General features: G+C 39.0%; 13 protein-coding genes, 1 tRNA gene and 1 pseudogene. 8 read left to right on the forward strand and 7 right to left on the reverse strand.

From position 1 onward, the window contains the following. Positions 1-241: pseudogene (locus tag D7V20_RS20020) on the forward strand (P-loop ATPase); the annotation flags it as partial. Here D7V20_RS20020 and D7V20_RS14020 read toward each other — a convergent pair. From D7V20_RS14020 to carA, 4 genes are all read right to left on the reverse strand, one after another. Next, positions 218-856, reverse strand: coding sequence for a CatB-related O-acetyltransferase (locus D7V20_RS14020; RefSeq protein WP_120384809.1), 639 nt, complete (start codon positions 854-856; stop codon positions 218-220). The pseudogene D7V20_RS20020 and the gene D7V20_RS14020 sit on opposite strands and share 24 nt — an antisense overlap. Before the next feature lie 220 nt (positions 857-1,076). Beyond that, entirely contained in the window at positions 1,077-1,553 is a 477-nt protein-coding gene (gene greA / locus D7V20_RS14025) for a transcription elongation factor GreA (protein WP_120384810.1), read from the reverse strand. A 93-nt stretch (positions 1,554-1,646) separates the two neighbouring features. Beyond that, positions 1,647-4,880 (reverse strand): carbamoyl-phosphate synthase large subunit, encoded by a 3,234-nt coding sequence (carB, locus tag D7V20_RS14030; RefSeq protein ID WP_120384811.1) that lies wholly within the window; start codon positions 4,878-4,880, stop codon positions 1,647-1,649. A gap of 14 nt (positions 4,881-4,894) precedes the next feature. Continuing rightward, on the reverse strand, positions 4,895-6,034 hold the full coding sequence (gene carA, locus D7V20_RS14035) for a glutamine-hydrolyzing carbamoyl-phosphate synthase small subunit (RefSeq protein ID WP_120384812.1): 1,140 nt from the start codon (positions 6,032-6,034) through the stop codon (positions 4,895-4,897). A 317-nt stretch (positions 6,035-6,351) separates the two neighbouring features. Between carA and D7V20_RS14040 the strand changes: the two genes are divergently transcribed. Continuing rightward, on the forward strand, positions 6,352-6,861 hold the full coding sequence (locus D7V20_RS14040) for a hypothetical protein (protein ID WP_235831646.1): 510 nt from the start codon (positions 6,352-6,354) through the stop codon (positions 6,859-6,861). Between the two features lie 192 nt (positions 6,862-7,053). Here the strand turns inward: D7V20_RS14040 and D7V20_RS14045 are convergent, their stop codons facing one another. After that, entirely contained in the window at positions 7,054-7,593 is a 540-nt protein-coding gene (locus D7V20_RS14045; protein WP_120384813.1) for a DOMON-like domain-containing protein, read from the reverse strand. Positions 7,594-7,605: 12 nt separating this feature from the next. Next, positions 7,606-7,929 carry a ribosome assembly RNA-binding protein YhbY gene (yhbY, locus tag D7V20_RS14050; protein ID WP_120384814.1) on the reverse strand — a complete coding sequence of 108 codons (324 nt, stop codon included), beginning with the start codon at positions 7,927-7,929 and terminating at the stop codon, positions 7,606-7,608. A gap of 197 nt (positions 7,930-8,126) precedes the next feature. On the opposite strand from yhbY, the gene rlmE reads away from it, so the two are divergent. From rlmE to D7V20_RS14080, 6 genes are all read left to right on the forward strand, one after another. Then, complete coding sequence (rlmE, locus tag D7V20_RS14055) at positions 8,127-8,777, forward strand: 23S rRNA (uridine(2552)-2'-O)-methyltransferase RlmE (protein WP_120384815.1); 651 nt, start codon at positions 8,127-8,129, stop codon at positions 8,775-8,777. Positions 8,778-8,956: 179 nt separating this feature from the next. Beyond that, positions 8,957-10,846: an ATP-dependent zinc metalloprotease FtsH gene (ftsH, locus tag D7V20_RS14060; RefSeq protein ID WP_120384816.1), complete on the forward strand. Its 1,890-nt coding sequence runs from the start codon at positions 8,957-8,959 to the stop codon at positions 10,844-10,846. Between the two features lie 149 nt (positions 10,847-10,995). Then, on the forward strand, positions 10,996-11,850 hold the full coding sequence (gene folP / locus D7V20_RS14065) for a dihydropteroate synthase (RefSeq protein ID WP_120384817.1): 855 nt from the start codon (positions 10,996-10,998) through the stop codon (positions 11,848-11,850). Between the two features lie 422 nt (positions 11,851-12,272). Then, positions 12,273-13,886, forward strand: coding sequence for a vWA domain-containing protein (locus D7V20_RS14070; protein ID WP_120384818.1), 1,614 nt, complete (start codon positions 12,273-12,275; stop codon positions 13,884-13,886). 259 nt (positions 13,887-14,145) lie between these two features. Further along, positions 14,146-14,460 (forward strand): DUF5713 family protein, encoded by a 315-nt coding sequence (locus tag D7V20_RS14075; RefSeq protein WP_120384819.1) that lies wholly within the window; start codon positions 14,146-14,148, stop codon positions 14,458-14,460. A gap of 194 nt (positions 14,461-14,654) precedes the next feature. After that, positions 14,655-14,731: transfer RNA gene (locus D7V20_RS14080), tRNA-Met, on the forward strand. Between the two features lie 407 nt (positions 14,732-15,138). On the opposite strand, the gene D7V20_RS14085 is transcribed toward D7V20_RS14080, so the two are convergent. Next, positions 15,139-15,513: a hypothetical protein gene (locus tag D7V20_RS14085; protein WP_120384820.1), complete on the reverse strand. Its 375-nt coding sequence runs from the start codon at positions 15,511-15,513 to the stop codon at positions 15,139-15,141. Positions 15,514-15,546: the final 33 nt, after the last annotated feature.

The following is a 15,546-nucleotide window of genomic DNA, read 5'->3' on the forward strand; positions in this document are numbered from 1 at the left end:
GAGAAGGAGTTCTGTTGATAGCATAAATGAATCAGAGTTGTATAAGTTGATAATGGATCTTGAATTGAATATTAAAGATACTTTTATAAATAAATTGCTTAACGCATATGATATCGCCAAAAAAAGTGATGATTCAAAATATCACTTAGAGAACATAATGAAAGATGTCGCAATTTATGAATATGATCATTCAAATAATTTTATTAAAGATTGGCAATCATATATCCTTCGGGGACTTTGATTTATAGTAGCTTAGAAGTGTTTCAACATCATCCGTCTGCAACTCCTCCCGCATTTTCAAAATCTGCTTTTCATCTAAATCATATAATTTAAGGGAAAGCAGTTTTTCTATCTCTTGTTCAGGAAAACGATACTTAATCACTTTAGCAGGAACACCGCCGACAATCGCATAAGGCGGTACATCTTGTGTGACCACAGCACCAGTTGCGACCACAGCACCTTCGCCAAGCGTCACCCCTTGCATGATCATGGCACGACTACCAATCCAACAACCATCAGCAATCACAGTATCCCCCGCAGCTAAAAAACTGCGAGTATCAAAAGGAAAGGTTGAAATCCAATCAGGACGATGCAACTGATTTCCGCCCATCATAATTACGCATTCCGCTCCAAAACAGACAAAGTTACCGATGTAGAGTTGATCGATTGGCTTTTCAGCAGTAGAAGGCTTATCGTGCAAATAACGTACCACACAGCGTTCAAAACCTTGATCCCAATAGGCTGAATAATAAGAATAATTACCCTTAATGTGGATGTTTGGATTTTTTACCGTTTTAGCAATAAATTCAAACTCACACCAGTGTTTTACAGGGGAATTGATCAAAGGTTCAGACATGGAATGGTAACGTTGCGAGGAGAGAGCAATTATAGCAAATAAAACTCATCCTTTGAAAAGATGAGGGGAATGGATTGTTTAAATCTAACAATCTCTCGCTGATATTCCTCATCCCAGCCTTATCTCTTAAGGAGAGGGCTAGGGAGAGGTATTTCCGAAAATACAAAAACAAAAATCCCCTCAAGTAAGGGGATTTTACAACCGTAAATATCAGAAAAAATTAGAGATATTCTACAGCCACAATTTCATATTCCACTTCACCTTGTGGCGTTAGAATTTTCACTTCATCGCCTTCATTTTTACTCAAAAGACCACGCGCGATAGGTGAATTCACTGAAATTTTATTCACTTTAAAGTCAGCTTCATCATCGCCAACAATTTTATAAGTCTTACGTTCTTCAGTGTCGATATTTTCAATCGTAACGGTCACACCAAAAACTACACGACCATTTTGTTCAAGTGTTTTCACATCAATTTCTTGAGCAGCACCAAGCTTACCTTCGATATCTTGAATACGACCCTCACAGAAACCTTGTTGCTCACGAGCTGCATGGTATTCTGCATTTTCTTTTAAATCGCCATGTTCACGTGCTTCTGCGATTGCGGCAATGATACGTGGACGATCAACAGATTTAAGCTGTTGTAATTCTTTCTCTAAGGCAACCTTGCCTTCAGGAGTCATAGGATAACGTTGCATTGTTGTCCCTCAATTATGTTAGTGAATAAAACACTGGTTTAGAAATAAAAAAAGCCCGCTACCGAGAGGTAGCGGGACTTCTCGGTAAACGAATTAACCTACAGTTTGTAAATCTTGCAAACGGTATACATCCATTGGCAATTGAATCGCTAAAGCTTGACATAAAGCATCAGCACCATTCAAGGTCGTTGTGTTATACACTTTACCTTGAAGCGCTGAACGACGAATCGAGAACGAGTCTTGTTGCGCTTGTTTGCCTTCAGTTGTATTAATAATGAGGTGAATCTCGCCATTTTTCAAGCGGTCCACGATATTAGGACGACCTTCAGTGACTTTGTTCACACGTTCACATTCAATACCCGCAGCTTTAATGACATCATAAGTACCGCCAGTTGCGATCACTTTGAAACCAAAGTCTACAAGTTGTTTGGCAATACCTACTGCACGTGGTTTGTCTGAATCACGAACAGAGATAAAGGCATGCTTCACTTCACCTTCGGTTGGAAGACCTGGTAAGCGTTCATTTGCACCTAGTACAGCTTTATAGAATGCTTCACCAAACGTTTTACCCACGCCCATCACTTCACCTGTAGATTTCATCTCAGGGCCAAGAATTGGGTCAACACCAGGGAATTTGTTGAATGGGAATACAGCTTCTTTTACAGAGAAGTAAGTTGGGATGATTTCTTTCGTAAATCCTTGAGATTCTAAAGACTGACCCGCCATACAACGTGCTGCAACTTTCGCTAAAGACTCACCGATACATTTAGATACGAATGGTACCGTACGTGATGCACGTGGGTTCACTTCTAAAATGTAAATCTCATCGCCTTTCACTGCGAACTGTACGTTCATCAAACCAACAACGCCAAGTTCTTTTGCCATAGCAATCGTTTGACGACGCATTTCGTCTTGGATTTCGTCAGACAGTGAATATGGAGGAATCGAACATGCTGAGTCACCTGAGTGAATACCCGCTTGTTCAATGTGCTGCATAATACCGCCAATCACAACGTCTTTACCGTCAGATACGCAGTCTACATCAACTTCGATTGCATCATCTAAGAAACGATCAAGCAGAACAGGTGCTTCATTAGATGCTTGTACTGCATCACGTAAGTAGCGTTTAAGCTCTTCGTCATTGTAAACGATTTCCATCGCACGACCACCAAGGACATACGAAGGGCGTACCACCAGTGGGTAACCGACTTTAGATGCTTCAGCCATACCTTCTTCAGCAGATTTTACAATGCTGTTGTTTGGTTGACGAAGTTGTAAACGTTGAATCATTTGTTGGAAACGTTCACGGTCTTCTGCACGGTCAATCGCATCTGGTGATGTCCCGATAATTGGTGCACCTGCTTCTTCTAAAGCACGAGCCAATTTAAGTGGAGTTTGACCGCCATACTGAACAATAATGCCTTTTGGCTTTTCAGTGCGAACGATTTCAAGTACATCTTCCAAAGTGATTGGTTCGAAGTACAAACGATCTGAAGTGTCATAGTCTGTTGAAACTGTTTCAGGGTTACAGTTCACCATGATTGTTTCGTAGCCGTCTTCACGCATTGCAAGCGCTGCGTGTACACAGCAGTAATCGAACTCGATCCCTTGACCAATACGGTTAGGACCACCACCGATCACCATGATCTTATCTTTGGTTGAAGGGTTTGCTTCACATTCTTCATCATACGTTGAATACATATAAGCTGTATCGGATTCGAATTCAGCTGCACATGTATCAACACGTTTGTAAACTGGGTAAACGCCCAAGTTCCAACGATGCTTACGGAATTGCTTTTGTGAAATACCCATCAAATTCGCAATACGTAGATCAGATAAACCTTTGCGTTTGAATGAACGAATATTATCAGCGTTTAAATCACCAAAGCCTAAAGTTTTAATTTGTTCTTCAGTTTGGATGATGTCTTGGATTTGAATCAAGAACCAACGGTCAATTTTAGTTGCTTCAAAAACTTCATCTAAAGAGAAACCATGGCGGAATGCATCGGCAACATACCAAATACGATCTGGGCCTGGAACTTTAAGTTCAACTAAGATTTTATCTTTAACATTCTCTGTACCAGCTTCGATTTTTTCATCAAAACCACATACACCGACTTCAAGACCACGTAGGGCTTTTTGTACAGATTCTTGGAAGTTACGACCAATCGCCATTACTTCACCTACAGATTTCATCTGCGTTGTCAGTGTTGCATCAGCTTGAGGGAACTTCTCGAAGTTAAAACGAGGAATCTTCGTTACAACATAGTCAATTGCTGGTTCAAAAGAAGCTGGAGTGATGCCACCCGTGATGTCATTTTTCAATTCATCAAGGGTATAACCAACAGCGAGTTTTGCAGCAATTTTTGCAATTGGGAAACCAGTTGCTTTTGAAGCCAAAGCAGAAGAACGAGAAACACGTGGGTTCATCTCGATCACGACCATACGACCAGTATTCGGGCAAATACCGAACTGAACGTTTGAACCGCCTGTTTCAACGCCAATTTCACGCAGTACAGCTAAAGACGCATTACGAAGTAATTGAAATTCTTTATCTGTCAATGTTTGAGCAGGTGCAACAGTGATCGAGTCACCAGTGTGTACACCCATAGGATCGAAGTTTTCAATGGTACATACGATGATACAGTTGTCGTTTTTGTCACGAACAACTTCCATCTCGTATTCTTTCCAACCAATGAGTGATTCATCAATCAATAATTGTTTCGTTGGAGAAAGATCGAAACCACGTTCACAGATTTCAATGAATTCTTGTTTGTTATACGCAATACCACCGCCTGAACCACCCATTGTAAATGATGGACGGATAATCACAGGGAAGCCGAAACGTGCTTGAATTTCTAGCGCTTGTTCCATTGACTCAGCAATATCTGCTTTTGGACATTCAAGACCAATTTTACGCATTGCTTCATCAAAGAGTTTACGGTCTTCAGCTTTTTCAATTGCTTCTTTGGTCGCACCAATCAATTCAACATTATATTTTTCTAAAATACCGTTGGCATCGAGTGCAAGCGCACAGTTTAATGCTGTTTGACCACCCATTGTCGGCAGAACTGCATCAGGGCGTTCTTTCTCGATGATTTGTGCAACGGTTTGCCAAGTAATCGGTTCGATATACGTCGCATCTGCCATCGCTGGGTCGGTCATAATGGTTGCTGGGTTAGAGTTCACCAAAATAACACGGTAGCCTTCTTCACGAAGCGCTTTACAAGCTTGCGCACCTGAGTAGTCAAACTCACATGCTTGACCGATGACAATCGGGCCTGCACCAATAATTAAGATACTTTTAATGTCTGTACGTTTAGCCATGATCGCTTCCTTAATTACTTCTTAGATGCTTCAATAAGTTCGATAAAATGATCGAACAATGGGGCACAGTCATGTGGACCAGGGCTTGCTTCAGGGTGACCTTGGAAGCTGAATGCAGGTTTGTCAGTACGATGGATACCTTGGTTTGTACCGTCAAACAATGAGCGATAAGTCACTTTCAAGTTTGCAGGTAAAGTACTTTCGTCGACAGCAAAGCCGTGGTTCTGAGAAGTAATCATCACTGTACCATTCTCAAGGTCTTGTACAGGATGGTTTGCGCCGTGGTGACCATGATTCATTTTCATTGTCTGAGCGCCAGAAGCGAGTGCTAAAATTTGGTGACCCAAGCAAATACCAAAAACAGGTAAATTTGTTGTTTCAACAATGGTTTTAACCGCTTCAATGGCATAGTCACATGCTGCAGGATCGCCAGGACCATTCGACAAGAATACGCCGTCTGGATTTAAAGCAAGCACTTTTTCAGCAGGAGTTTGCGCAGGAACCACTGTCAGTTTACAACCACGGTCTGCAAGCATACGTAAGATGTTGGTTTTGACACCATAATCATATGCAACAACATGGAATTTAGTTTCAGGTTGAGAGAAACCTTGACCTAAAGCCCATGAACCTTCAGTCCATTCAAAACCTTCAGGATCGCAACATTCTTTAGCAAGGTCTAAACCAGTTAAACCACCAAAAGCACGTGCTTTTTCAATTGCTTCTTCTGCCGTAATATTTTCACCAGCAAGGATGCATCCGTTCTGAGCACCTTTGTCACGAAGAATACGGGTTAATTTTCGAGTATCGATATCTGCGATGGCAACCACATTATGTTGTTGTAAATAATCACCAAGAGATTGATTTGATCGGAAATTACTGTGTAATAACGGTAAGTCACGAATGATTAAGCCATTCGCCCATACTTTATGAATGCGGCCAGACTCAACGTCTTCATCATTACAACCAGTATTCCCGATATGTGGGTAGGTTAAAGTTACAAGTTGCTGTGCATAACTTGGGTCTGTCAAAATTTCTTGATAACCAGTCATGGCAGTGTTAAAAACGACTTCACCAGTCGTACTTCCCGTAGCGCCGATCGATGTACCTTTAAAAACAGTACCGTCAGCAAGGGCTAAAATGGCGGGGGTGCTCAAACCATAGCTCCTGAACTAAAACCACAAAAATAGGGCTGTAAAAAAGCGAGTAGACGAAAAAAAAGGAAGGCTTATTAAATCCTACCCTCCTCATGTCTGCTCGCTTGTAACTTAACAGCGCATTATACGCATGAATGCTGTTAAAGTCCATTTTATTTATGCTGAATAAATCAGATAAATCCCTTGCTATTTGAAATAATTTCTGTTTTTAAAAAATGTCTGAAATTTGTAAGTATTTTAGAATTGTCTGACAAATCAGAATTTAAAATTTATCTATTCACGTTATTGTTGCAGTTCACATTCCAGGGGGAATCGAAATGACGACATCTACTGATAAAGATTTAGATAAAACACCAAAAGCGAAAGCAGCAGTGAAAGAAGCAGTAACTGAAGTGAAAGAGGTTGTGACAGAAACAGCTGAAAACTTAGAGAAACTAGGTAAAGAAGCACAGCAAAAGGTCACTGAAGCTGTTGCAGAAACTAAGGCTAAACTTGAAGTTGAAGCAGAGCAATTGAATGGTCAAGTTCAAGATCAAGTGCAAAACTTTAAACAAGATCTTGTACAACGTATTGATGTAATTAAAACTCAATTTTCAACTTCACAAAAAGATTTAGTTGAATTGGCTGATTTCTTAAAAACTGAACTAAACCAACTTGTAAAAGAGTTAACTGAAGTGGGTAAAGAAATTCGTCAAGATGTTACTCAAATTTCGTCTAAGCACAAAGAGCAGTTAACTGAAACTTTAAAACGTTCTAAAGAACACACTTTAGATGCATGGAAAAAAGTTTCTGCAAAAGTTGAAGAAAATACAACTTTAAAAAGTTAAGTTTTAAAATCACAACTTTTATCCACTCAACATTTGATGTTTTGTGAGATTGAACGAGTGCTGGTTTTTAGAGAAAGGCAAATCATGGTTGATTTGCCTTTTTTGAACACAGTATAAAGAATAAAAGTACAGACAATAAAAAAGTGAGGTTATCTGCCTCACTCATTTATATGTATTTTAATGTTATTACCATTAAAACACATGCAACCAATCACGTTTATTATGAAAATCAGCCTGTTGCCCACTATGTTGCATAGCAAACAACTGTTGACCTTGTGTTATGTCTAAAACAGCGCTTAAACCGACGAATAAATCTGACCATTTCAACTTATTGGCTAACATAAATTCGGTTAAATCTAAACTGACATTTAGTCCGTAATGAGTACGTTTTAACTGATTGAGTTCGATATCATCAGCCACTTTGGGTGGCATTTGTTCAGGGTAGCGATATTCTTCAAACTGATAGGCTTGCCATGCTTGGGAAGGGGAGAGATTAATCTCACGATAATAATCTTCACCTTGAACACCAATAAAAATCTCAAAACAAGTTTTTTCCCAAAGGAAATCCATACGTGGGTTGGATGCAACCATGTCTGGGTAAATAATCAACTGATTTGGATCACGCAGCCAATAACCTACATTTAGGGTATAAGGACTGAGTTGCTCAATTGCGCCAACTAAGGAAATACTTTGAAAGCGACGATCAAAAGCATTTAATTCATAACTTGCCATGAAAATTCAGTCTTAATTTGAAAGATGAGCGTGACGAACTAAATTAGATAACTTAGGGTTTTGTTTTGGTGCTTTTTTGTAAAGCAAAACAATTTTACCAATGGTTTGAACCATTTCAGCGCCAGTGATCTCGGCGATTTCAGCCATGGTTGTAGCACGAGCTTCGCGATCTTCACCAGTCACTTTAACTTTAATCAATTCATGATCATTTAAAGCGCGGTTTAATTCTTCAACGACACTTTCAGTCAAGCCTTTATCTCCAAGCATTACCACTGGATTTAAAGCATGCCCGATTTGACGTAAACGTTTACGTTCTTGGATAGAGAGAGTCGCCATAAAAATAACCTAATTCTAAAAACAACCTAGTATAACAAATGCCGTATCACTGCGCTGAAAAATCTGTAGAAATAATCGATTAAGCTGATTCATAAAAATCATGCCAATATCTCAGCTTTAGATACAGATGCCTACTGCAAAGGGAACGTTTTTCACGTACAATCCATACTAATTGATTCATTTGTCTTAAGAGAGTTATGGCTACACGCATTACCAACCAAAAGTTATCTAAAAGTAGTCGTGCGTGGATGAGAGAGCATCTAGATGATCCTTTTGTAAAAAAGGCTCAAAAAGAGGGTTATCGAGCTCGTGCTGCATACAAGCTGCTTGAAATTCAAGAAAAATATAAAATGATTAAACCGGGTATGACCGTTGTTGACTTAGGCGCAGCACCAGGAAGTTGGTCACAAATTGCTGGAAAACTAGTCGGCGACAAAGGTTTAGTGATTGCCTCTGATATTTTAGAAATGGACGCTTTACCCGATGTAACCTTTTTACAAGGTGACTTTCGTGAAGAAGAAGTTTTCGAAAAATTGTTAAATATTTTAAATGGACGCACTGTAGACGTTGTAATTTCGGATATGGCCCCCAATACATCAGGTAATAGGGCTGTAGATCAACCTCGCCAGATTTACTTGTGTGAATTAGCATTGGATTTTGCCAATAGGGTTTTAGGGCCAAAAGGGCAATTTTTAGTGAAAGTTTTCCAAGGTTCTGGCTTTGATGAGTTTCGAAAGCAAGTTGTGGATAGTTTTGATGTCTTAAAAACGGCAAAACCCGCTGCTTCACGTGCACGTTCCAAAGAAGTTTTTTTACTTGGACAAGGCCGTAAAAAAGTTTCGCAATAACTATGGGTTTTAAGGTATGTTCTTAATTGGTGATGAATTGCCAACAAAAGCTTGCCAAGTTGTTAAAAATTGTGCATTTTGTACCTTTTTAATCTTTATTGCGAAATTCATTACTCGCTTTTTGTTACGATCAAGCAAGATTGAGCCTGATCAAAATAGTTATATATGGGAATAAAGCTTTGAGCGATTACTTCAAAAATGCCGTATTGTGGCTTGTAATACTGGGTGTGCTGATTCTTATCTTCAGCAATCTCAGCGACCGCAGTAAGCCATCTGCAATGAATTATTCTGAGTTCATTGTAGCGGTGAATGCTGGCCAAATTAAGCAAGTGACCATTGATGGTGAAAGAATAAGTGGCGAAAAAAGAAACGGTACACCTTTTGAAAGTATTCGCCCAGCGGTTCAAGATCCTGAATTGATGCCGAGCTTGATCAAAAATAACGTTGTTGTTGAAGGTACTGCACCTCAGCGTCAAGGTTTATTGATGCAGCTATTAATCGCTAGCTTCCCTGTGCTTCTGATTATCCTATTGTTTATGTTCTTTATGCGTAACATGGGTGGCGGTGCAGGCGGCAAAAATGGTCCGATGAGTTTTGGTAAATCTAAGGCGAAAATGCTGTCAGAAGACCAAATTAAAGTGACCTTTACGGATGTCGCTGGATGTGATGAAGCGAAACAAGAAGTTGTTGAGATTGTCGATTTCTTAAAAGATCCTGCAAAATTCAAACGTTTAGGTGCAACGATTCCTAAAGGCGTATTGATGGTAGGTCCTCCAGGTACAGGTAAAACGTTACTTGCGAAGGCGATTGCAGGTGAAGCGAAAGTTCCATTCTTTAGTATTTCTGGTTCTGACTTTGTTGAAATGTTTGTGGGTGTCGGTGCATCACGTGTACGTGATATGTTCGAACAAGCAAAGCGTCATGCGCCATGTATCATCTTTATTGATGAGATTGATGCAGTTGGTCGTCATCGTGGTTCAGGTACAGGTGGTGGTCACGATGAGCGTGAGCAAACCCTAAACCAAATGCTGGTTGAAATGGATGGTTTTGAAGGTAATGAAGGCATTATCGTCATTGCTGCAACAAACCGTGCAGATGTATTGGACAAAGCGTTGTTGCGTCCGGGACGTTTTGACCGTCAAGTGATGGTCGGGCTTCCTGACATTAAAGGCCGTGAGCAAATCTTAAATGTACACTTGAAAAAGTTGCCTTCTGTAACAGGTGTTGATCTTAAAGTTCTAGCACGTGGTACACCAGGTTTCTCAGGTGCGCAATTGGCTAACCTTGTCAACGAGGCTGCATTATTCGCTGCACGTCGTAACAAGAATACTGTCGATATGCATGATTTTGAAGATGCTAAAGATAAGATCTATATGGGTCCTGAACGTAAGTCGATGGTGATTCGCGAAGAAGAACGTCGTGCTACGGCTTATCATGAAGCGGGTCATGCGATTGTGGCTGAAATTCTTCCAGGTACTGATCCAGTGCACAAGGTTACCATTATGCCACGTGGTTGGGCGCTTGGTGTCACTTGGCAGTTGCCTGAACACGATCAAACCAGTCATTACAAATCGAAGATGTTGAATGAACTTTCAATTTTATTCGGTGGTCGTATTGCTGAAGAAGTGTTCATTAATCAAATGTCTACTGGTGCTTCGAATGACTTTGAACGTGCAACTAAAATGGCACGTGCAATGGTAACCAAGTACGGTATGTCTGATAAAATGGGCGTCATGGTCTACGAAGATGAAAACCAAAATGGTTTCTTTGGGAATGTTGGTAGCCGTACAATTTCTGAAGCGACACAACAACAAGTGGATCAAGAAGTACGTCGTATTCTCGATGAACAGTATAAAGTCGCTCGTGATATCTTGGAAAATAACAAAGATATTGCACATGCGATGGTAAAAGCGTTGATGGAATGGGAAACCATTGATCGTGACCAAATCCGTGACATCATGGAGGGGCGTGAACCTCAGCCACCAAAAGTTTATGTTGCTGAAAATCCGGTGATTGATGTAACACCAACAGATGGCCCATCAACTCCACCGCCATTACCAGCGACCTAATATTTAAAATATTCAAAAGTAGCTAGAAAGAGTCTCAATCGAGGCTCTTTTTTTATACAAAAAATATCTGATTATGAAAACATTTCAACTTGTTTGGTAATGGAAATTGATACACTGATGCCCAGTTCAATCATTAATGGATACATGACATGCAACTCATGCCACTTCCTCAGCAAATTTTGCAATGTGGGCGTTTAAGCTTAGATTTATCGCAAGCGCATGTTATGGGTATTCTGAATGTAACGCCTGATTCATTTAGCGATGGTGGAAAGCATAATCAGAAAGATCAAGCGGTTGCTTATGCCCTAGAAATGATTTCGCAAGGCGCAACAGTGATTGATATTGGTGGTGAGTCTACACGCCCTGGTGCAACACCTGTTGAGGTTGAGGAAGAGATTCGTCGGGTGATTCCAGTGGTTGCAGCTTTAGCGCAGCATGATGTTGTGATTTCAATTGATACTTCACAGCCAGAAGTCATACGTGAAGCAGTAAAGGTTGGTGCGCATATTTGGAATGATGTTCGGGCTTTAACACGTCCAGATGCTTTAAAAACAGCAGCTGAATTAAATATCCCCATTATTATTATGCATATGCGTGGTGAGCCCACCACAATGAATCATCTAGACCAATACCAAGATATTACGCAAGATGTTATCAAAGAGCTGCAACAACGGGTAGATGATGCATTACAAGCAGGTGTTCAGCCTGAACATATCATGATAGATCCAGGTTTTGGTTTTGCTAAAAATGCACAGCAAAATTTAAAACTACTGAATGAATTTTATAAATTGAATCAAATGGGTTATCCAATTCTCTCAGCGCTTTCTCGTAAGCGTTTTATCGGTGAGGCCTTGGGTGGTGCGGATGCGCAAAATCGTGCTGTGGGAAGTGTTGCAGCACATTTACTCAGTATCCAGCAAGGTGCCTCTATGGTGCGTGTGCATGATGTAAAAGCAATGTCGGATGCAATAAAAGTATGGCAGGCAATGCAGACAGCGGTTTAGTTCATCTATTGAATGCTTGGGTAGGATTTGCATCAACATGTAAAGTTTTATATACAGCATGTAAGTGAAATTCGGCTAGGACGCTGTGATAAAGCGAAGTATTTTGTAAGGTGGGAAAAGGATCCGTCTGCTACCCATCTTATTGAACTGTATTTAACCTATGATTTAAGTGAATTATTTTATTGTAATATTTTGATTTTCAATGTTAATTATGAAATTTAATTGAGCAATAAGTTTGATCATTATTGCTCGTGTTGTTCAAAAAATTTAGCATTGAGAATAGATTTTATAATTACTGAAAATAAACAAAATCGTGTCAACCATTTTGAAAATACAATTGTGAAAAATAATAAACGTTATAATATAACAATTAGCTTATATCGATATAACAATAACACTTAAAATAATTTGAGGAATGAGTGATGAAATTCAATCAAAAAATACTGGCAATATCATTATGTGCTGTGATGATGACTGCTTGTAGTAAAAAGGCTCAAGAAGCTACAACCGATTTACAAGCTCCGATGGGGAGTCCAAGCCATCATCAGCTTACAGATGCTGCTACGGAGCAAAGTCCTGCTTATGGAACTGAGGGAAATACTGAAAATTATCAGAAAATTGACACGAATACTGTGAAAAGTGTTGCTCAGCAACCCATATCTACTTTTAGTGCCGATGTTGATACAGGAAGTTATACCAATGTTCGACGCTTTTTGTTGAGTGAGAAAATGCTACCGCCTGCAGATGCTATTCGTGTGGAGGAGATGATTAACTATTTTGATTATCAATATCCACCAGCAAATGGTGTGCATCCTTTTGCAGTGAGTACAGAAACGGTTGATTCACCATGGCAGCCGAATGCTAAAGTAATCAAAATTGGCCTCAAAGCTAAGGATATTGATCAAAATAATTTAACACCAGCCAATTTAGTTTTTCTTGTGGGTGTTTCGGGCAGCATGGATGAACCCAATAAATTACCACTCGTCAAAAAAACATTAACGATACTCACTCAGCAATTACGTCCTCAAGATAAAGTCACACTAATTACCTATTCAGACGGCGATAAAATGGTCTTGGCACCGACCAGTGGAGAAAAGAAATACAAGATACTTCAAGCGATTGATGATTTGGTCGCAGGAGGCGGTACAGCTGGTGCGCATGCAATTGATATGGCTTATCAGGCTGCTGAACAAGCTTATATTAAAGAGGGTATTAATCGAATTTTGATTATGACAGATGGTGATTTTAATGTCGGTGTTACTGACTTTGATGCATTGAAAACGATGATTGAGCAAAAGCGTAAGACTGGTGTTTCATTTTCAACTCTAGGCTTTGGTTCAGGAAATTATGATGAGCAATTGATGGAGCAATTAGCGGATGCTGGGAATGGAAACTACAGTTATATCGACAATGAAAATGAAGCAAAAAAAGTCTTAGACCGTCAATTATCATCAACTTTGGCAACAGTTGCTCAAGATGTAAAACTACAAGTGGAATTTAACCCGAAAACAGTGAAAGAGTACCGTTTGATCGGTTATGAAAATCGACTTTTGAATGAGGATGATTTTAATAATGATAAGGTCGATGCGGGCGAAATTGGAGCAGGGCATACTGTTACAGCATTGTATGAAATTATTCCAGTAGGGCAAAAGGGTTGGTTAAATGATTCAAGATATGCTCAAGACAAAAAGAAATCTGGAAAAGCTTCTGAATATGCTTTTTTAAATATTCGTTATAAATTGCCCAACCAATCTAAAAGTATTTTAATGACCCAACCCATTGCTGTAGCAAGTAAACCATTGAACCAAGCAAATGTGGATACTAAATTTGCAATTGCTGTTGCTGCATACGGGCAACAATTACGAGGTGGTCAATATAATGCGTCAATGGGATGGAATGATATCCTTAATTTGGCGCAGGCTGGAAAACAATCCGATCCTTATGCTTTAAAAGCGGAGTTTATTGACTTGGTTGAAAAAGCCAAGAATTTAAGTGGCGATCAAACCAAATCGTTGCAAATTAACAAAGGCACCTAAAATGGGTACTGGTATTTAAAAAAAGGGAAATGCTAGTTTTTTTTAAAGATTAATTAGGTTTCATTAAGAAATCAATAAAGAGTTGACTGATTTTGAGTTGATTTTATTTTATTGATTTAGTTTGATTTTATATTGAGGATAAACTGAGCAAATAAATATGATTTGTAAATTCAATCAACTTAATGGTTTATCAACTTGGTGAATTGTATTGTTTATGTTATATAAGCGTGTTGATTGATATGCTGTATTTTAGGTTGCTATGTTTAACGATCTACTCCTCCCAATGTTCGATGATGAATATTACCCTGACATTCTTGTTGCTGAAGTAAAGCAGCTGATAGAAAAGTTTGCTAAAAAAGTGTCTAAGAATAGTTTTAGTGATACTGAAATTTATTCTTTGGCTAACTTAACGGTGGTTGAAATTAATGCAATGAAACCACAGTTTGAAGACCTTGATTCTTCATTGGATGATACCGCTGCTGACTATATTGCAGAAGCGATGATGATGGTGGTTCAGGACCAAGGTTATTTAGATATTGAAATGGAAGAGTTAATTGCAAATAGAGAGTGGTGAGCCATTCTCTATTTTTATTTAATTTACTATTTACGATTTTAAATTCAGTGTTTTCTTGGGATTGAGTCTAATAAAATAGATAAATATGTATTAATTTTAAACACTTAATTATCAATTGTTTAAAGCATGATCACTAGTGAGTTTGAGCGCTTGACGAAGCATACAGAAATTTAGATAATGCGCACACAGTTTAAGGCTATGTAGCTCAGTTGGTTAGAGCACCGCACTCATAATGCGGGGGTCACAAGTTCAAGTCTCGTCATAGCCACCATTTTTATAGACCATGCTCACCGCATGGTCTCTTTTTTTGTGCAAAATAAAAGTGGATTAGAAAATATAATATGACAGTGAAAAGTTAAGATCTATTTGCTTAAATCACTCTGCTTTCTAAAAGCAGATAAAGTTTTTATCTAAAGAATACATCGATACGCTAGACTTTCGATTATATAAGCGACTTAAAGCAAGAATACGGTTTAAATTTATAAAATATAAATCTACTTCCATCCCTTTATTTTTAATAAATTACGCTAAATAGAGTATGAATAGTGATTTTACAGCGTACTATTTGGTTTGATATTTTAAATAATATTAATGTGATCCCTAAAATATAAGCATAATTTAAAATAGTGTAGTGGGTTAGATTATATGAAAAAACCGCTTTAAAAGCGGCTTTTTTGCTTAAATTTCAATTCCACCAAGTTGTTGGCAGTTTACAGGCGTATTCCATTTCACAGCAGTGCCCCAAACCACTGGACGTACAATACGCCAAGGCCAAAAACCGAATCTTTGGCTTGCATTGTAGTTAATGACTACGTTACCACCCACTTGATGCGTACGCTCTGCAAAACGTGGATAAAGTTCTTCTACGCTACCATAAGTACCTTTCGCTACTTTGACACGTTTCATGATTTTAAATTGGCTAGAATCAGGTGTGCCTTTGATTGCGCAGATATGAGGGGTTGTGGATTGTTCTGCTGTTTCAGTATTGGCCATAGTCATACTAGATAAGCTGAGTAGGCAGATCGTTGTCGTTAAGGTGAGTGTTTTTAGCATGGATTTCCCCTTTTTATGCTTCGTTATAAAATT

Source organism: Acinetobacter rongchengensis (assembly GCF_003611475.1).
Classification (GTDB): domain Bacteria; phylum Pseudomonadota; class Gammaproteobacteria; order Pseudomonadales; family Moraxellaceae; genus Acinetobacter; species Acinetobacter rongchengensis.